The 16,336-nt window shown below is 69.5% G+C and carries 19 protein-coding genes, 1 tRNA gene and 1 pseudogene; 10 read left to right on the top strand and 11 right to left on the bottom strand.

Annotated elements, in window-relative coordinates; all coding sequences use genetic code 11:
- The first annotated feature begins 7 nt into the window (after positions 1-7).
- Both WA675_RS19970 and WA675_RS19965 read left to right on the top strand, forming a co-directional pair.
- The gene (locus tag WA675_RS19970; RefSeq protein WP_336086179.1) at positions 8-526 is read left to right on the top strand and encodes an NADPH-dependent FMN reductase; all 519 of its coding nucleotides are present in this window, start codon (positions 8-10) and stop codon (positions 524-526) included.
- Entirely contained in the window at positions 519-1,016 is a 498-nt protein-coding gene (locus tag WA675_RS19965) for a flavin reductase family protein (RefSeq protein WP_336086178.1), read from the top strand. Before WA675_RS19970 ends, WA675_RS19965 begins: the two co-directional genes overlap by 8 nt.
- 49 nt (positions 1,017-1,065) lie before the next feature.
- Here WA675_RS19965 and WA675_RS19960 read toward each other — a convergent pair whose 3' ends face one another.
- Positions 1,066-1,677 (bottom strand): TetR/AcrR family transcriptional regulator, encoded by a 612-nt coding sequence (locus WA675_RS19960; protein ID WP_336086177.1) that lies wholly within the window; start codon positions 1,675-1,677, stop codon positions 1,066-1,068.
- 98 nt (positions 1,678-1,775) lie between these two features.
- Here WA675_RS19960 and WA675_RS19955 point away from each other — a divergent pair, with 98 nt between their 5' ends.
- Positions 1,776-2,243, top strand: coding sequence for an SRPBCC family protein (locus WA675_RS19955; protein ID WP_336086176.1), 468 nt, complete (start codon positions 1,776-1,778; stop codon positions 2,241-2,243).
- A 29-nt stretch (positions 2,244-2,272) separates the two neighbouring features.
- On the opposite strand, the gene WA675_RS19950 is transcribed toward WA675_RS19955, so the two are convergent.
- The 3 genes from WA675_RS19950 to WA675_RS19940 form a co-directional block, all read right to left on the bottom strand.
- On the bottom strand, positions 2,273-2,803 hold the full coding sequence (locus WA675_RS19950) for a DUF1990 family protein (protein WP_336086175.1): 531 nt from the start codon (positions 2,801-2,803) through the stop codon (positions 2,273-2,275).
- 70 nt (positions 2,804-2,873) lie between these two features.
- Positions 2,874-2,944: transfer RNA gene (locus WA675_RS19945), tRNA-Gly, on the bottom strand.
- 69 nt (positions 2,945-3,013) lie between these two features.
- A complete protein-coding gene (locus tag WA675_RS19940) occupies positions 3,014-3,367 on the bottom strand; it encodes a DoxX family protein (RefSeq protein ID WP_336086174.1) in 354 nt (117 codons plus the stop codon).
- A 109-nt stretch (positions 3,368-3,476) separates the two neighbouring features.
- On the opposite strand from WA675_RS19940, the gene WA675_RS19935 reads away from it, so the two are divergent.
- The 3 genes from WA675_RS19935 to dcd all read left to right on the top strand — a co-directional run bounded on the left by WA675_RS19935 (position 3,477) and on the right by dcd (position 5,534).
- Positions 3,477-4,127: a helix-turn-helix domain-containing protein gene (locus WA675_RS19935; RefSeq protein ID WP_336086173.1), complete on the top strand. Its 651-nt coding sequence runs from the start codon at positions 3,477-3,479 to the stop codon at positions 4,125-4,127.
- A 220-nt stretch (positions 4,128-4,347) separates the two neighbouring features.
- Positions 4,348-4,857, top strand: coding sequence for a hypothetical protein (locus tag WA675_RS19930; RefSeq protein ID WP_336086172.1), 510 nt, complete (start codon positions 4,348-4,350; stop codon positions 4,855-4,857).
- Positions 4,858-4,934: 77 nt separating this feature from the next.
- Positions 4,935-5,534 carry a dCTP deaminase gene (dcd, locus tag WA675_RS19925; protein ID WP_336086171.1) on the top strand — a complete coding sequence of 200 codons (600 nt, stop codon included), beginning with the start codon at positions 4,935-4,937 and terminating at the stop codon, positions 5,532-5,534.
- Here dcd and WA675_RS19920 read toward each other — a convergent pair.
- Positions 5,453-5,959: a hypothetical protein gene (locus tag WA675_RS19920; protein ID WP_336086170.1), complete on the bottom strand. Its 507-nt coding sequence runs from the start codon at positions 5,957-5,959 to the stop codon at positions 5,453-5,455. The two genes, dcd and WA675_RS19920, sit on opposite strands and share 82 nt — an antisense overlap.
- A gap of 203 nt (positions 5,960-6,162) precedes the next feature.
- Between WA675_RS19920 and WA675_RS19915 the strand changes: the two genes are divergently transcribed.
- Positions 6,163-7,419 (top strand): helix-turn-helix domain-containing protein, encoded by a 1,257-nt coding sequence (locus WA675_RS19915; RefSeq protein ID WP_336086169.1) that lies wholly within the window; start codon positions 6,163-6,165, stop codon positions 7,417-7,419.
- Positions 7,420-7,450: 31 nt separating this feature from the next.
- Complete coding sequence (locus WA675_RS19910) at positions 7,451-8,698, top strand: pyridoxal phosphate-dependent aminotransferase (RefSeq protein WP_336086168.1); 1,248 nt, start codon at positions 7,451-7,453, stop codon at positions 8,696-8,698.
- Positions 8,699-9,034: 336 nt separating this feature from the next.
- On the opposite strand, the gene WA675_RS19905 is transcribed toward WA675_RS19910, so the two are convergent.
- The gene (locus WA675_RS19905; RefSeq protein ID WP_336086167.1) at positions 9,035-9,547 is read right to left on the bottom strand and encodes a hypothetical protein; all 513 of its coding nucleotides are present in this window, start codon (positions 9,545-9,547) and stop codon (positions 9,035-9,037) included.
- 140 nt (positions 9,548-9,687) lie between these two features.
- Between WA675_RS19905 and WA675_RS19900 the strand changes: the two genes are divergently transcribed.
- Complete coding sequence (locus WA675_RS19900; protein WP_336086166.1) at positions 9,688-10,959, top strand: YibE/F family protein; 1,272 nt, start codon at positions 9,688-9,690, stop codon at positions 10,957-10,959.
- Position 10,960: 1 nt separating this feature from the next.
- Here the strand turns inward: WA675_RS19900 and WA675_RS19895 are convergent, their stop codons facing one another.
- Together WA675_RS19895 and WA675_RS19890 are read right to left on the bottom strand one after the other, a co-directional pair.
- A complete protein-coding gene (locus tag WA675_RS19895) occupies positions 10,961-12,202 on the bottom strand; it encodes an Hsp70 family protein (RefSeq protein ID WP_336086165.1) in 1,242 nt (413 codons plus the stop codon).
- Between the two features lie 193 nt (positions 12,203-12,395).
- Positions 12,396-13,718, bottom strand: a complete 1,323-nt coding sequence (locus tag WA675_RS19890; RefSeq protein WP_336086164.1) for a UDP-glucose dehydrogenase family protein — start codon at positions 13,716-13,718, stop codon at positions 12,396-12,398.
- 196 nt (positions 13,719-13,914) lie between these two features.
- On the opposite strand from WA675_RS19890, the gene WA675_RS19885 reads away from it, so the two are divergent.
- Positions 13,915-14,439: a YdcF family protein gene (locus WA675_RS19885; protein ID WP_336086163.1), complete on the top strand. Its 525-nt coding sequence runs from the start codon at positions 13,915-13,917 to the stop codon at positions 14,437-14,439.
- Here WA675_RS19885 and WA675_RS19880 read toward each other — a convergent pair.
- The 3 genes and pseudogenes from WA675_RS19880 to WA675_RS19870 form a co-directional block, all read right to left on the bottom strand.
- Positions 14,401-14,850 (bottom strand): PIN domain nuclease, encoded by a 450-nt coding sequence (locus WA675_RS19880; RefSeq protein WP_336086162.1) that lies wholly within the window; start codon positions 14,848-14,850, stop codon positions 14,401-14,403. The two genes, WA675_RS19885 and WA675_RS19880, sit on opposite strands and share 39 nt — an antisense overlap.
- An 11-nt stretch (positions 14,851-14,861) precedes the next feature.
- Positions 14,862-15,062: a type II toxin-antitoxin system VapB family antitoxin gene (locus WA675_RS19875; RefSeq protein WP_336086161.1), complete on the bottom strand. Its 201-nt coding sequence runs from the start codon at positions 15,060-15,062 to the stop codon at positions 14,862-14,864.
- A 115-nt stretch (positions 15,063-15,177) separates the two neighbouring features.
- Positions 15,178-16,336: pseudogene (locus WA675_RS19870) on the bottom strand (Fe-S oxidoreductase); the annotation flags it as partial.

The raw sequence follows: 16,336 nt of genomic DNA, 5'->3' as shown, positions 1-16,336 counted from the left end.
CATTCCCGTGACAGTCACCGTCGTCGTCGGAAACCCGAAGCCTGCCTCGCGCACGCTGGACGCGGGCGTGCGGGTCGCGCGGGCGCTGCGGCCGGAAGTGGAACCGCAGGTCATCGACCTGGTCACGCTCGGGCCCGGACTGCTGGGCTGGGGCGACCCCGCCGTGGCGGCCGCCGCGCGCGCCGTCGCCGAATCGGAGCTGGTCGTCTTCGCCAGCCCCACCTTCAAGGCCACCTTCACCGGGCTGCTCAAGCTGTTCCTCGAACAGTTCGACGGCGGGACCGGGCTGGCGGGCGTGGTCACCGTGCCGGTGATGCTCGGCGCTGGCCCGGCCCACGCGCTGGCCCCGGACCTGCTGCTCAAGCCGGTGCTGGTGGAGATCGGCGGGACCGCCGCGCTGCCCGGGCTCTACCTCGCCGACCGTAGTTTCGCCGAGGACGGCGTCATCGAGGACTACGCGCGCCGCTGGGCACCGGTTGTGGCGGCGCTGACCGATCTACCTGTGGAAGCGACGAATCATGCGTGAGCTCTTGGACTTTCCCGCCGACGGTAGCGGCCTGCGCCGCGCCTTCGCCAACTTCCCCAGCGGAGTGGTCGCGGTGTGCGCCGACATCGACGGCACCCCACACGGTTTGGCGGTGAGCACGTTCGTGCCTGTCTCCCTCGACCCGCCCCTGGTCTCGTTCTGCGTGCAGAACTCGTCGTCGACCTGGCCCAAACTGGCCGGCGCGGGCCACCTCGGCCTGAGCCTGCTCGGCACCGACCAGCAGGCCGCCGCCAAGGCCCTCGGCGCCCGCAACGGCGACCGCTTCCGCGAGACGGATCTGCACCGCGGCACCGGCGAGGCGGTCTTCATCGACGGGGCCACCGCCTGGATCGAGGGTGTGCCCGAAACCCATATTCCCGCAGGCGATCACATCGTGGTCATCCTGCGGGTGCACCGGGTCGCGGCGCGCGAGGATGTCGATCCGCTGGTCTTCCACGCGAGCAAGTTCCGCACGCTGCACGCGGGCTGATCGACAGTGAACTTCGCCCCTCCGTGGGCGGAGCGCCGCGGTGGTACGCCTATCGGTTGCTGTGATCGTCGGTGAGCACCGTGGGCGGGAGGAGGGCTTCGGCGGCTTCCGCGGCGAGTTCGGGAGCGTGGGCAGGGATGGTGCCTTCGGTGCGGAGGTGGCGGCGGACCAGGGTGTAGGGGATGTCGACTACGGCCAGGACTACCCGGTCGATCTCGGTGGGGGATCGGGCGCCGAGGCGGTGGGCCAGGTCGGTGATGGCGGTCATGATCGCGGTGTTGGTCTGGTCGGTTGCTTCGCGGGCAGTGGGGGGCCAGTCGTGTTCGCCCAGTTCTCTGGCGCCTGCCAGGAGGACGGCGGCGTCGGTGAGGTTGTCGCGGGACCAGGTCACCACGTAGGCGGCTGCCGCGCGGGCGGCTGCTCGCGGTGGTTCTTCGCGGAGGATCTCGTGCAGGCCCGCGTGGAAGCGGGTCAGGCTGCGTAGCCACAGGGCCGACAGGAGCGAGGCGCGGTCGGGGAAACGGTGGTAGACCGAGCCGCTCGGGGCGCCGACCGCCGTGGCGACCGCCGACATGGTGGCCGCGGCCGGGCCCGATCCCGCGACCAGGGCGGCGGCCGCGTCGAGGAGTTGATCTCTGTCGTGCTTGGCAGGTCTTCCCATGAATTGGAGATTATGCTCTAATTCTGTTTTAGAGGGGTATCTCTAAAATGAGCCGGAGGAGTCGGTCGATGGGTGTCGTCAACGTTCATACGAGGTGGTTGCCGGTTTCCACGGCGGAAGCAGGGGCACTGATCGACTCGCTCGCCGGGTCCGACGACCGGTTGTGGCCGACCGGGGAGTGGCCGCCGATGGAGTTCGACCGGCCACTCGGCGTGGGCGCGGTCGGCGGCCACGGGCCGGTGCGGTACACGGTGCAGCACTACGTGCCCGGCGAGTGGGTCCGGTTCGGTTTCACCGGCCCGCGTGGTTTCGACGGCTTCCACGAGTTCACCGTCCACCCCGGCCCCGACGGCACCATCGCCCTCCGGCACACCCTGGCCATCCAGCCCACCGGCCCCGCCCGCCTCACCTGGCCGTTCGCGTTCCGCTGGCTCCATGACGCCTGCCTCGAGGACAGCCTCGACAAGGCCGAGCGTGATCTCACCGGCACCGTCGCCAGGCCGACCCGCTGGAGTTGGTACGTGAAGCTGCTCCACGCGATCAGCGAGCGAGTCTTCCGCAACTGATCGCCGCCGCTCCCCGGCGCGAAAGAGCGTCAGCGCAAGGCGCGCAGGTATCGGCGGCGGTACCAGCGCTGAGCGAGCAGCAGGACCGGAAAAGCCTTCCGCCACAGCCCGTGCGGTGCCGCCGCGGTCACGGACCGAAGCGTAAGATGGACGCCGCCATCGGAATCGCGGTGCACGATGAACGCCTCCTCACCCGAAACCGGATGCCCGGCCAGGGTGCCGTAGGCGAATCCGCAGCGGTCGGGAGTATCGACCACGGCGACGACGAGCGCGGGTTCGGCGACGCGCAGTGGCCCGACGCGCGCGACGATCCAATAGCGCCCACCTTCCCGCGCGGTAGTCGACCCCGAACCGTCTGCGGCTTCGACCCGAAAACCACTGCGCTGCTTGATCTCCCAATCCAGCACAGCCACTCTGACCCGCTGCCACAATTCCTCGCCGTAGCCGAGCGGAATCGTCACACTGAACCGTCGATACCCGGGGAGGACGGCGGTCCAGTCGCCTTCGGCGGGCGCGGTAACCCCGGGCCTGTTGTAGGTGAGCGGCGGATTGTCGAGCACCGGCCCGACACTAATCGGAGTGCCCGAAACGTCGAAAGCCCCCAGAATCTACCTGGGGGCTTTCGGTGTGAGCCGATGACGGGAATCGAACCCGCGCTGTCTGCTTGGGAAGCAGAAGTTCTACCATTGAACTACATCGGCGTGCGTTCATCGAGCGCGATCGCGACTCTATCAGACCGGTTCGTGTGGTGGTCAATTCTTTCGGGTCGGTCAGGGGTAGTTGTAGAGGATTGTCGTGGTGAGGGTGGCCGCGGACAGCAGCAGTAGCGCGGTGGGCTGGGTGAGGGCGTAGTCGTTGACGCGCAGGTGGGCGAGGACGGCGCCGAGGAAATAGAGGACGAGGCCGGTGGCGGCGGCGATGCCGAGGGGTGGGAAAGCGAGGCCGGTGAGCAGGCCGAGGGCGCCCGCGCCGAGGGCGGTGGCGAGGTAGACCATCCAGGAGCGGGGGACGCCGACCTGGGCGGCGGCGGTGACGGGGATGGGGTGGTGGGTGTAGCCCAGCACGCTGCCCGCGCCGGTGACGAGGGCGAGCAGGACCGTGAGGGTGAGGTACGCGGGAAACATGGGGATCCTTCGGTGGGGATAGCGTGGTGGAGTGAGCATGGCTCGGCAGCGGCTGTGGCGGCTTGAACGAAACGATCATCGAACGGTTTTCGCGTGCGATGCGTCGACGGTGCTGTTCGCGGGGACGGCGACCGGGGTGGTCGCGGTGCATCGGCATCCGGCGTGGAAGCTCGTGCTGCCGCTCGGCGCCCAGCCGCTCGAGCTCGCCGGACCCGCGGGGCGGGCCGAGCTGCCCGGCGTGCTCATTCCGCCGGAGTGGCCGCACGTGTGCCGGGTGCCGGGCGGGTTCGCGCGGCTCTCGATCGACGCGCATCTGCTGGGGCCGCGATCCGAGCCGGTGGTGCTGTCCGGGCGGGACCGGCGGCGGCTGCTCGACGCGCTCGCGGTGGGGGCCGAGGTGGCGGGGGAACCGGATCTGGACGCGGCGCGGGCCGAGGTCGTCGCGCTGTGCGGGGGTGCCGACGGGGTCGACGAGCGGGTGTTGCTGGCTGTCGAGCGGCTCGGGGAGGCATCCTCGCTGGCGGGACTCGCGCGCTCGGTGGGGTTGTCGGCGCCACGGCTGCGCGGGCTGACGCAGGCGCAGGTGGGGGTGCCGCTCGCGCGGCTGCGGCGGTGGGAGCGGTTGCGGCGGGCCGCCGCGGTGCTGCCCACCGGCACGGTCGCCGAGGCGGCGGCGGGGGCCGGGTTCGCCGACCAGGCGCATCTGGCCAGGACCGCGCGGGAGCTGGCCGGTCGGTCGCCATCCTCGATGCTGAGCTGAACGGCGGGGCGCGTCACCTGGTGGGCATCTCGAGACGCGCCCGCGCGTGTGGGCGGAATTGGAACGGGGGCGTTCTACAGTTCGAAGGCGGGTCTCGCCCCGGTTGGTAGGCGGGTGCTCGGCACGGCTGCCCGCGCGGGCGGCGCGACAGGTTCTCCGGTTCGAGTGGTCGGCTCGGTGTCTGCTGGGTCGTCGGCCGGGCAGACGAAAGGCTGACTGTATGAAGCGGGTTCTGTTCGTTTCGGTGATCGCGGCGCTGGCCGTCTTCGGGGCGGGATGCTCGGACGACTCCGGGTCCGATACCGACACCACCACCACCAGCACGACGACAACCACGACCACCGAACACCACGACGAGGGCCACGGCGAACCGGGACATCAGCACACGCAGCCCACACCGGGACCGAGCATGATGCCGAATCCGAACGGTGACGGGACCTGGGTGCCGTGCGAGGGCACGATCTGTACGAACCCGAACCACGGCGGTGGCGATCCGACGCCGACCAGCATGATGCCGAATCCGAACGGTGACGGGACGTGGGTGCCGTGTGAGGGAACCATCTGTACGAACCCCAACCACGGCGGTGGGGACCCGACGCCGACCAGCATGATGCCGAATCCGAACGGCGACGGCTCGCAGGTGCCGTGCGAGGGCACGATCTGTACGAACCCCAACCACGGCGGCGGTGACGACCCGGGTACGCCCGCGCCGACCACCGACGGCCAGTAGCCCGCACGACAGGTCGCTGACCGTCCCTCCGGGTGGGGGCGGTCTACCTGCGGGATCGGCCTGCCTACACTGGGCCGGTGCTGCTCTCCGATCGTGACATCAGGGCCGAGATCGCCGCGGGGCGTCTCGGTGTGGAACCGATGCTCGAGTCGATGGTTCAGCCGTCGAGCATCGACGTGCGGCTCGACGGGCTGTTCCGGGTGTTCGACAACAGCCGCTACACCCATATCGATCCGGCCATGCAGCAGGACGAGCTGACCAGCCTCGTCGAGCCGAAACCGGGCGAGCCGTTCGTGCTGCACCCGGGCGAGTTCGTGCTCGGGTCCACCCTCGAGGTGTGCACCCTGCCCGACGATCTGGCCGGGCGGCTGGAGGGCAAGTCCAGCCTGGGCAGGCTCGGGCTGCTCACGCACTCCACGGCGGGGTTCATCGATCCGGGCTTCAGCGGGCACATCACCCTCGAGCTGTCGAACGTGGCGAACCTGCCGATCACGCTGTGGCCGGGGATGAAGATCGGGCAGCTGTGCCTGATCCGGCTGAGCAGCCCGGCCGAGCACCCCTACGGCAGCGCCGCGGCCGGGTCGAAATATCAGGGTCAGCGCGGGCCGACGCCGTCGCGCTCGTACCTCAACTTCCCGCTGCCCGACGCCTCGCTCAGCGCCGTCGAGACCCGCTGAGGGCCCACCTCCAGGGCGATCCGCAACACCAGCGACAGCGGCGGTGCCACATCGTCGCGACAGGGCGGCCGCACCCAGTGACAGCCCTCGCGGCTCCACCGGCCCAGGCTGGTCGGCAGCATGACCGCGCTGCCGATCCCGGGGATATCGATATCGACGCCGGACAGCTCGGCGGCCACCTCGGGGGTGGGCCGGGCATCGGGGTGCGCGAGCACACTCCAGCGGATCTGGCGCGCGAGCACCGCGCCCTCTCTGCGCTGCTCACGCAGCACCGCGAACACCTTCTCGGCTCGTGCGGTGGGCAGATGCACCACGCAGAGCCGATCGGTGATCGGCAACATCACGAAGCCGCCACGCTCGCGCACGGGTAGCCCGAATTCGCGCTGGTAGCAGCTCACCCAGTCATCGACAGTCCTGGCTTCCACGCTTCCAGCATGCGCGCGCGGGCCCGCGCGCGACCACTGCCCCGCACCGCCCTTTCACTGCCTCAGGCAACCGATTACCGGAACTTGTGGCGTGTCTCACTGTCTCGCTCGTACTCTGGAGAAAGTTGTCAGTAAAAGGATGTGACGCCGTGGTAGGGGAGTGGACAGGCAGAGAGGCTCGAGCTCTCCGCGATGCGAAGCGAATGAGCATCCGGGAGTTCGCGGCTCATCTCGGCGTGCACGAACGCCTGGTGTCCAAATGGGAAGCCGGTGGGGCGCGGGTGCGTCCGCGACCGGTGAACCAGGCCGCGCTCGACACGTCGCTGGCTCGCTCCGACGACGTTGTGCGCGCACGTTTCTCGACCCTGCTGGCGCCCGCGGGCGCCGACGCCGACCTGCTCGCCTTCGTCGACGCCGGTGCGGTCAAAGGTGCTGTGCCCGAGGTGATGTCGGAGAAGGAGTTGATCATGGCGGCTGCGCACGAGGCCAGCGAGCACGCGGCTGCCGCGGAGAGCACCAATGTCGGTGCGACCACGTTGGCCCAGCTCGATGCCGACGTGCGCCGCATCGCCAACGAATACGTCCATGCCGCACCGGCACCCATGATGATGGAGATGTTGCGGGTGCGGCGCCGGGTGTACCGACTACTCGACGGGCAGCAGAAGCCGGTCGACACCAGTCATCTGTATTTACTGGCGGGCACCCTGTCGGGACTGTTGGCGAACGCGAGCACCGACCTCGGCTATCTCGACGCGGCGGGCGAACAGATCAGGGCCGCATGGGCTTACGCGGAACTGAGCGGCCACAACGGGTTGCGCGCGTGGACCCGTGGCATGCACGCGCTGATCGAGAACTGGTCGGACCGGCCGCGCAACGCGGTCCAATTGGCCAGGAGCGGGCAGGAATTCGCCGCGCCCGGCCTGGCGAAGGTGCGGCTGTTCAATATCGAGGCCAGAGTGTGGGCGCGGCTGGGCAGCGACACCGATTCCGACCGCTGTCTGCGCGCGGCCGAGTCGGCCGTCAGCGATCGGCGCGACGAACTGCACGACGAGATCGGCGGGGTGTTCGGCTTCGGTCCGGCCAAGGCCGCCTACTACGCCGGTGCCACCTGCATCCAGCTCGGCCGCGCCGAGCAGGCGCTGGCCGCCACCGACCTGGCCATCAGCCTCTACACCAGCGGCCCGCCGTTACAGCGCTCCTACGGTGCCGAATCACTGGCCCGCGTCGACAACGCCGCCGCCCATCTGGTCAACGGCAGTATCGACGGCGCGGCCGCCGCGCTGCGCCCGGTACTGGACCTGCCCGAGGACCGGCGCATCGCCCAGCTCGGCGAGCGGCTCACCGGCCTGCGCCGCCGCATCGCCGCACCCACCTACCGCGACGCCGTCGAGGCGCGTGGCCTGGACGAACGCATCGAGGAGTTCTGCATCGCCACCGCGGCGCCGCCCAGGCGGCCGTGAACCCGGCGAACAGTGCTCTTACCATGGACGGGTGACCCCTAGCCACTCGCCGCATGTGCCGCCGCGCGTTCTCGAGCAGTCGACCAAGCTCCAGAACGTGCTCTACGAGATCCGTGGACCGGTACACGCGCACGCGGCACGGCTCGAGGCCGAGGGGCATCGCATCCTCAAGCTCAATATCGGCAACCCGGCGCCCTTCGGTTTCGAGGCGCCCGACGTGATCATGCGCGACATGATCGCGGCGCTGCCGGTGGCCCAGGGCTACTCGGAGTCCAAGGGCATCCTCTCGGCGCGGCGCGCGATCGTCACCCGCTACGAGCTGGTGCCCGGCTTCCCCGAGCTCGACGTGGACGACATCTACCTGGGCAACGGCGTCTCCGAGCTGATCACCATCACCATGCAGGCGTTGCTCGACAACGGCGACGAGGTGCTCATCCCCGCGCCGGACTACCCGCTGTGGACGGCGATGACCAGCCTCGCGGGCGGCACCCCGGTGCACTACCTGTGCGACGAGTCCAACGGCTGGCAGCCCGATGTGGCCGATATCGAGGCCAAGATCACCGACAAGACCAAGGCCCTGCTGGTGATCAACCCGAACAACCCGACGGGGGCGGTGTACTCGGCGGAGGTGCTCCAGCAGCTCGTCGACCTGGCGCGCAAGCACCGGCTGTTGCTGCTGGCCGACGAGATCTACGACAAGATCCTCTACGACGACGCCAAGCACATCTCGCTGGCCTCGCTCGCGCCCGATCTGCTCTGCCTGACCTTCAACGGCCTGTCCAAGGCATATCGGGTGGCGGGGTATCGCTCGGGCTGGCTGGCCATCACCGGTCCCAAGGACCACGCGGCCGGTTTCCTCGAGGGCATCGATCTGCTGGCCTCCACCCGGCTGTGTCCGAATGTTCCCGCTCAGCACGCGATTCAGGTGGCGCTGGGTGGGTATCAGAGCATCGACGATCTGATCCTGCCCGGCGGCAGGCTGCTCGAACAGCGTGATGTGGCCTACGAGCGGCTGAACATGATTCCGGGTGTGTCGTGCGTGAAGCCGCGCGGCGCGCTCTATGCCTTCCCGCGGCTGGATCCGAACGTCCACGAGATCCACGACGACGCCAAGCTCGTGCTGGATCTGCTGCTGCAGGAGAAGATCCTGATGGTCCAGGGCACCGGGTTCAACTGGCCCGACACCGACCATCTGCGGATCGTGACCCTGCCGTGGGCCAGGGATCTGTCGGTCGCGATCGAGCGATTCGGCAACTTCCTGTCCAGCTACCGACAGTGAGAGCTCACCTGTCAGGGCTTTGACCTGTGAGTTTCCCGGGGTGCTGACAAGGTCGACGTCTTGATAGGTCAGCCAAAACAGACTCCGGGTTCGGAATTTCCAAGGTTTTGAAGACTTACTAGTGCAAAAGTCCAACTTTTGTGTACAGTAGTCCTCGGCGCTACGGCGCCCGGCCCGGTTGTCTACCCCCCCTGGACAACCGAGAGCCTCAGGTACGAGCGCCTACCCCCCTGGGCGCCTGCCTGCGGGCGGCGGAGACATCCCCCTGCTCTCCGCCGCCCCCACCAACGAGAACTCCCCGCGCCTCAGGCGCGGGGAGTTCTGTGTTTTCCGGGATCAGAAGGCGGGGACGTCGCTGGTGCTCGCGTTGCCGCCGATCGACTTCTGCAGCGTGATCTCCCAGTCCGAGCCGCCGTCGAAGGAGTCGTCGAACTTCGAGAACTGCTGGTCGCGGGTGAAGGTGAGGGTGGCCTGGTCCCAGTCCTTGCCCGACTTCATGTACACGTAGTACGTGCCATCGATGCCGGAGAGCGTGGCCTTGGAGTTGGCCCGCACGTAGATCGTGGCCTGGGGCGACTTCGGGTCGCCGTTGGTGACCACGATGGCGCAGTCGACGTCGTTGCCGTTGTCGATCTCCAGGGTGCCCGCACCCGTCAAGCCGTCTTGCTGGACGACCTCGCCGTTGTCCGCGCGGCGATCCAGCGCGGGGATCTCCGGCAGCGACGGCACGACCGGCGCGGCCAGCGTCGACGACGGGGTCGCCGCCGAGCCCGACTTCGTCGAATCGTCACACCCGCTGAGGACCACTGCCGTCGCTACCGCGGCCACGACGAACACACTCTTCTTCACGATGATTTCCCACCCGTTCGATCCAAGTCTGGTTTCACCAGAACAACTCTCGCGAAACAGTATCCCGTCCCACCGACAACATCACTCACACAGGTGTCGTCACCGGGTTGTTGAAAACGACATCCCTTAAGGTTTGGGTGGTGAGCGATCATCATCACCACCATCACGATTCCGGGCCGATTGCCATCGGTGCCACGGCAGCGAAGGTCGTCGTCGGGTTACTGGCCTTCATCGGTGTCGTGGTGCTGGTCGCCACGGTGATCCTGTGGCCGAGCGCGCAGCATGTGGAGATTCCGCTGCCGATGCAGACCGTCTCCGGCGACGCGGTGCAGACCGAGGCCGGGACCGTGGTGCTCCAGGACATCGGGGCCTGCGGGAGCCCGTCGCAGGGCAAGGTGTTCACCGATACGCCGGTGCCGCCGCGGGCCGCGGCCTACGAATGCCAGCGCAGCGTCATCGAGATCCGGTCGGGGCCGGACAAGGGCAACAAGACGCTGTTCGAGATCGCGCCGGGCCCGGGGCAGCCGGATCTGCGCGCCGGTGACGAGATCCGGATCGTGCGGGCCGAGGACCCCAGCGGCACCACCATGTACGCCTTCGAGGACTACTCGCGCGGCCTGCCGCTGACGCTGATCGTGCTGGCCTTCGTGGTGGTGATCTGCGTGGTCGCGCGCTGGCGCGGCTTCCGGGCGCTGGTCGGGCTCTGCTTCGCCTTCGGTGTGGTGGTGATGTTCCTGCTGCCCGCCCTGCTCGACGGCAAACCGGCCATTCCGGTCGCGCTGGTCGCGGGTGCGCTGATCCTCTACGTGGTGCTGTATCTCGCGCACGGGGTGAATCTGCGGACCAGTTCCGCGCTGCTCGGCACGCTCGCGTCCATGCTGGTGGCGGCCTTCCTGTCCTGGCTGACGCTCGAGGTCACCAACCTCACCGGGTTGTCCGAGGAACAGAACACCAATGTGGCCACCTATATCCAGCACGTCAGCATCACCGGACTGCTGCTGGCCGGGTTCATCATCGGCTCGCTCGGTGTGCTCAACGACGTGACCATCACCCAGGCCTCGGCGGCCTTCGAACTCGCCGCACTCGACGAGGGCGCCTCGCGCCGCGAGGTGTTCACCGCGGCCATGCGGGTCGGACGCGACCACATCGCCAGCACCGTCTACACCCTGGTGCTCGCCTACGCCGGTGGCGCGCTGCCGCTGCTGCTGCTGTTCAGTGTCGCGGGCCGCTCGATCACCGACGTGCTCACCGGTGACGCGGTCGCCATCGAGATCGCGCGCTCGGCGGTCGGCGGTATCGCCCTTGCCCTTTCGGTGCCGCTGACCACCGGTATCGCGGTGCTGCTGGCGCGTCCGTTCGGTGGCAAGCAGGCCGAGGTCGCGCCGCAGCGCGCCCGGCACGCGCGCGGCTGAACTACTGGCCCGGCGGGGGGAAGCCGGGCAGGACCACCGGCGGCAGGGTCGGGATGACGACCGGCGGGAGGCCGGGCACCACGGTGAAGGTGTTCGGCCCCGCCGACGGTGTGGCCGGGGCGGTGGGTTCGTCGTCGAGCTGACGCGCGGGCGGCGCGGCCACCGTCGCGTGCACGGCCTCGGTGGTCGGCGCGATCGAGGAACTCGGCCCGGCCTGGGTCGGGCGCGGGGCGGTGGTGGCGGGCACGGCCTGCGGTTCCTCGCTGGAGTTCCCGCGTTCGAGCACCTCGGGTCCGTAGCCCAGGCCCAGGCCGATCGCGGCGACCACCACCAGCGAACTCACCGTCAGCACGGCGGCATTGAGCTCGCGGCGGTTCTGGCCGCCGCGGTTGGCCAGGGCGCTGAGCGGTCGGCGGCGGGCGGGGGCGGTCAGCCAGGCGGGGGTGGCGTCGGCGTCGTCGTCGATCGGGAGGATCGCGGGCGCGACCGGCGCCTGCTTGACCTGCGCGGGCCGGGCCAGCAGCGCGGCGCCGCGGGCCAGCGCGGTCTCCGGCTCGGCGGGCACCAGCACCGGCACGCCGATCGTGCGCTCGAGCACCCGCGCGATCAGCGGGATGCGGGCACCGCCGCCGATCACCAGCACCGCCTGCACCGGATGCTGGGAGCGGATGATGGCATCGCGGGTCATCCGCGCCGACGACTCGATCGCCAGCATCATCAGCGCTTCGAAATTCTCCTGGGTGAGCAGCACCAGGCCCTGCTCGCTGGGCAGCGCCACCGCGTTGCTGTTGGACAGCTGTTCCTTGGCGGCCCGGCACAGCGCGTCCAGCGCGGCCAGGCCCGCCGGGTCGGCCGGGTGCGCGATGCGGCCCGAGGCGATCTGCTGTTCGCGGATCAGCGAGTCCAGGTAGTCGCCGCTGATATCGCTGATCCGCTCGCACTGGTACACATCGCTGGTGCGGGCGTTCACCACGCTCACGGTGAGCCCGGAACTGCCCAGGTCGTAGACGGCGAGGGTGCCGACCTCGCGCATGTCGGCGGTCGCGTGCGCGAACTGCACGGCGGCAACGGCCTCGGGCACCAGCTGGTAGTTGGTGAGCTGACGGCGCGCCATGGCGGCCCGGATCGCCCTGGCCTGCGCGTCGCTGCGGAAGGTGATGGTGGTGGCGCCGATGTCGGGGGCGGCGGCCAGGGCCGCGGCGATGGCGTCGGCGGCGGCTTCCTCGGCCTGCCGCTCGGGCATCGTCAGGGTCTGGACCTGGAATGTGGGCGCGTGTGGGCCGCCGTGCTGAGGGCACGCGAGGCGCACCGTGCCGGCCCCCACCGATACTCCCAGTACCGCACTCATCAGCTGCCCATCTCGATCCCTACTGCACGACATGCGGAGCCTGCACATTCAGACCGAACGTCTGGCAGCCCCCGCTTGGACCGCCACTCTACGGGGTACCGAGTCCGGCGTACACCCACCCGGCGTCACGCCAGGTAGCGCGGTCCAAGCAGTTGCGGCCGTCGATGATCGAACGGGAACGTACCACCGGGTCCAGATCGGCCGGTGTCAACGCGGTGAACTCGTTCCATTCGGTCAGGACGAGGACCACGTCGGCCCGATCGCAGGCCTCGGCGACGGAGGTGGCGTAGTTCAGGGTGGGGAAGACGCGGCGCGAATTCTCCACCGCCTTGGGGTCGTAGACGGTGACAACGGCGCCGTGCAGCTGGATCATGCCCGCCACATTCAGCGCGGGGGAGTCGCGGACGTCGTCGGATTCCGGCTTGAACGCCGCGCCGAGTACCGCGACGTTCGCGCCGAGCAGGGAGCCGCCGCAGGCGCGCGCGGCCATGTCGACCACCTTGGTGCGGCGGCGCATATTGATGTTGTCGACCTCGCGCAGGAAGGCCACGGCGTGGTCGGCGCCGAGTTCGCCGGAGCGGGCCATGAAGGCGCGGATGTCCTTGGGTAGGCAGCCGCCGCCGAAACCCAGTCCGGCATTGAGGAATCGGCGGCCGATGCGGGCGTCGTAGCCGAGCGCGTCGGCGAGCATGGTCACGTCGGCGCCGGTCGCCTCGCAGACCTCCGAGACGGCGTTGATGAACGAGATCTTGGTCGCCAGAAAGGCGTTCGCGGAGACCTTCACCAGTTCGGCGGTGGCCAGATCGGTGCGCAGGAAGGGGATCTCGGCGCTGATCAGCTCGGCGTAGATCTCGCGGATCTGCTGTTCGACCCAGTCGGCGCGCTCGCGGGTGCGGTCCAGGCCGAGGACCAGGCGGTCCGGGCGCAGGGTGTCCTGCACGGCGAAGCCCTCGCGCAGGAACTCCGGGTTCCAGGCGACCTCGACGTCGACGTTTGCCTGCTCGCGGGCCCGAATGCCCAGGGCCGCAGCGGTTCCCACCGGGACCGTCGACTTGCCGACGATGACCGCCGGGCGCTGCAGCAGCGGCGCGAGCGTATCCACCACGGCGTGCACGTATTTCAGGTCGGCGCCGTATTCGCCCTTCTTCTGCGGGGTGCCGACGCCGAGGAAGTGCACGTCGGCGTGGTCGGCGGCCTCGGTGTAGTCGGTGGTGAAGCGCAGTCGGCCCGCGTCGAGATTGCGGCGCAGGACCTGTTCGAGGCCCGGCTCGTAGAACGGCACCACTCCATCGGCCAGTTTGGCCACCTTGCCGGGATCGACGTCGACCCCGACCACGTCATGCCCCAGGTCGGCCATGCACGCCGCGTGCGTGGCCCCCAGGTAGCCCGTTCCGAAGACTGTGCATCGCATACCTCTTTTGGTAGGGGTTGTGCATGGCTACGCCGCGTCAGCCAGGCGAGAGGGGGCGCAACATCTGGTGTACAGGGGGCGACGGGGGTTGGCTGCGGGGCCGCTACCTGCGGTGATGGATGTGCGTGGTTCGTTTCGGGGCCCGCGCGGACGTGTCTGCCGGGGTTGCGCCTGCCGCCCTCACTAGCATCGGGATGTGCGCAGGGTCCTAGTCGTGGTGGCCGGGTTGCTGCTCGTCGCGGTGCTCGCGGTGGTCGCCCTGTGGCCGGTCTACGTGCGCCCGCGCACCGATCCGCCCGCCGTCGCCGACGCGATCCTGATCCTCGGCGGCGCCCATGACGGGCGCGAGGAACTCGGCCTGCGCCTGGCCGCCGACGGATACGCGCCGCGCGTGCTGGTCTCCAACCCCTACGAACACAGCGCGATGATCAACCGGATCTGCCACGGCGGCTACAGCTTCGAGGTGATCTGCTTCGACCCCAGCCCCCGCACCACCCTCGGCGAAGGCCGCGAACTGGCCCGCCTCGGCACCGACTGGACCCGCGTCATCGTCGTCACCTTCACCCCCCACATCTCCCGCTCCCGCTACATCCTCGGCGAATGCTGGCCCGGCGAACTCCTCTTCGTCGACCCGAAACCCCACCTCTCCCCACCCCGCTGGGCCTGGGACTACGCCTACCAGTCAGCGGGTTACGTCAAGGCCTGGTTCGCGGACTGCTGAGTTGTCCGTGCGCGCGCTCGTCGGGAGACGACGATGTGCCTGCCCGGTGACTTCGGCGATCGTCTCGTAGTCGCTGTCGACATGCAGGATCGTCGCACCGTGCACCTCGGCGGTGGCGGCGATGATCAGGTCGGGGATCGGGAGGCGATGGGAACCGCGTTCGGCGAGTAGTTCTTGCACGGCCAGGGCACGGTCCATCACCTCCTCGGTCACCGGCAACCAGACCAGCGACTTCTGATGTCCGATCTTGGCGCGGTAGTCGGCGAGCGTCCGGGCCGAGTATCCGATTTCGAGTGCGGTCAGGTGGCAGGCGGCGACCAAGGAGCCTGGTTCCGCGGTGACCTGCGTGAAATCGGCTGCTGCGACGGGATCGCGCAGGACCCACTCGATTGCTGACATGTCGGCCAGCATGAACATCGTCCTCAGCGCCAGGCCCCCTTCATACCTTCGGGTGACAGGTCGGTGTCGGTGTCGCGGAACTGCTGCAGCATGTTCGCGACAGCCCGTCGGTTCGCGACTTCGCGCAGTGCCGCGTTGACGGTCGCCACCTTGGTCTTCGTCCCCAATTCTGCTGCTGCGAGGGCTAGGGCGTCGTCGTCGATGTCGATCAGTGTTCGGGACATTGCCCACCTCCGGATATCAAAACTATCGATCTGATGATATCAACCGCGTCCATGGCCGGAAAGCAGCAGCGCCCCGGATTCTCGGGGAATCCGGGGCGCTGCTGGTGTGCGGTTGTCAGTTCTTGCGGCCGGGGGCCTTGGCGCCGGACTTGAAGCCGAGGCCGCCGGGCTTGGCGGTCGGCGGGGCTACCGGTGGGGTGCCGTTGCCGTTGCCGTTGGTGGGCTCGGGCTGGGCTTCGGTGGTGGCCTTGTCCAGGGTCGGGGTTTCGGCCGGGGTGGCCGGGTCCGCCTGGGCTTCCGGTTCGGGGGCCGGGGTGGGCTCCGAAGCCGCGGGGGTTGCTGCCGGGGCCGCGGCGCCGGGGGCCTTGGGGCCGGGGCGCTTGAAGCCGGACTTCATGGCGAGGCCCTTGGCGGCGACGGTCGGCTTGGTTTCGGTGGGGGCCGAAGCCTGCGCCGGAGCCTCGGCTGCCGGGGCAGCTTCGGCGGTGGGGGCCGGGGTCGCTTCGGCCGCCGGAGCGGTGTCCGCGGCCGGGGCGGCTTCGGCCGGAGCCTTGGCGCCGGGGGCCTTCACGCCGGGGCGCTTGAAGCCGGACTTCATGGCCAGGCCCTTGGCGGCGACCGTGGGCTTGGTTTCCGACGGGGCCTCGGCGGCCGGAGCGTCGGCGGCCGGGGCCGCTTCCGCTGCCGGGGCGGCCGGAGCCGCGGGCGCCTTCGCACCCGGGGCCTTCGCGCCACCCTTCATGCCGAGTCCGCCGCCGGGTGCCTTGGCGCCACCCTTCATGCCCAGACCCTTGACCGGGGGAGCAGTGGTCTCGGCGGCCGGGGCAGCTTCGGCCGCGGGCGCCTTCGCGCCCGGCGCCTTGGCAGCACCCTTCATACCCAGGCCGCCACCGGGCGCCTTGGCGCCGCCCTTCATGCCGAGTCCGCCACCGGGTGCCTTCGCGCCACCCTTCATACCCAGACCCTTGGCCGGAGCGGCCTCGGCAGCAGGGGCAGCCTCAGCCGCGGGCGCCTTCGCGCCCGGCGCCTTGGCAGCACCCTTCATACCGAGTCCACCACCGGGTGCCTTCGCGGCACCCTTCATGCCCAGGCCACCACCGGGCGCCTTGGCAGCACCCTTCATACCCAAACCACCACCGGTCGGCGCGGCCTTCGGCGCGGCCTCAGCGGCCTCGGCCACCTCCGCGACGGGCTCGGGTTCGGGCTCCGGCTCGGGTTCGGCCTTCGGCTCCTGGATGACAACCAGGTTCGCCGACAACTCCGAGGCATCGACA

Origin of the sequence: Nocardia sp. SSK8 (assembly GCF_037034205.1) — a bacterium.
GTDB lineage: Bacteria > Actinomycetota > Actinomycetes > Mycobacteriales > Mycobacteriaceae > Nocardia.
The sequence above is the reverse complement of the archived record's forward strand: the minus strand, read 5'-3'. Positions and strand labels throughout refer to the sequence as shown.

Coding starts and splice junctions, on each gene's coding strand:
- WA675_RS19915 (WP_336086169.1), top strand. CDS start 6,163: ATGAGCATCCGGGAGTTCGCGGCTCATCTCGGCGTGCACGAACGCCTG.
- WA675_RS19890 (WP_336086164.1), bottom strand. CDS start 13,718: ATGCGATGCACAGTCTTCGGAACGGGCTACCTGGGGGCCACGCACGCG.
- WA675_RS19880 (WP_336086162.1), bottom strand. CDS start 14,850: ATGCTGGCCGACATGTCAGCAATCGAGTGGGTCCTGCGCGATCCCGTC.
- WA675_RS19960 (WP_336086177.1), bottom strand. CDS start 1,677: ATGGGAAGACCTGCCAAGCACGACAGAGATCAACTCCTCGACGCGGCC.
- WA675_RS19895 (WP_336086165.1), bottom strand. CDS start 12,202: ATGCCCGAGCGGCAGGCCGAGGAAGCCGCCGCCGACGCCATCGCCGCG.
- WA675_RS19930 (WP_336086172.1), top strand. CDS start 4,348: ATGAAGCGGGTTCTGTTCGTTTCGGTGATCGCGGCGCTGGCCGTCTTC.
- WA675_RS19940 (WP_336086174.1), bottom strand. CDS start 3,367: ATGTTTCCCGCGTACCTCACCCTCACGGTCCTGCTCGCCCTCGTCACC.
- WA675_RS19965 (WP_336086178.1), top strand. CDS start 519: ATGCGTGAGCTCTTGGACTTTCCCGCCGACGGTAGCGGCCTGCGCCGC.
- WA675_RS19875 (WP_336086161.1), bottom strand. CDS start 15,062: ATGTCCCGAACACTGATCGACATCGACGACGACGCCCTAGCCCTCGCA.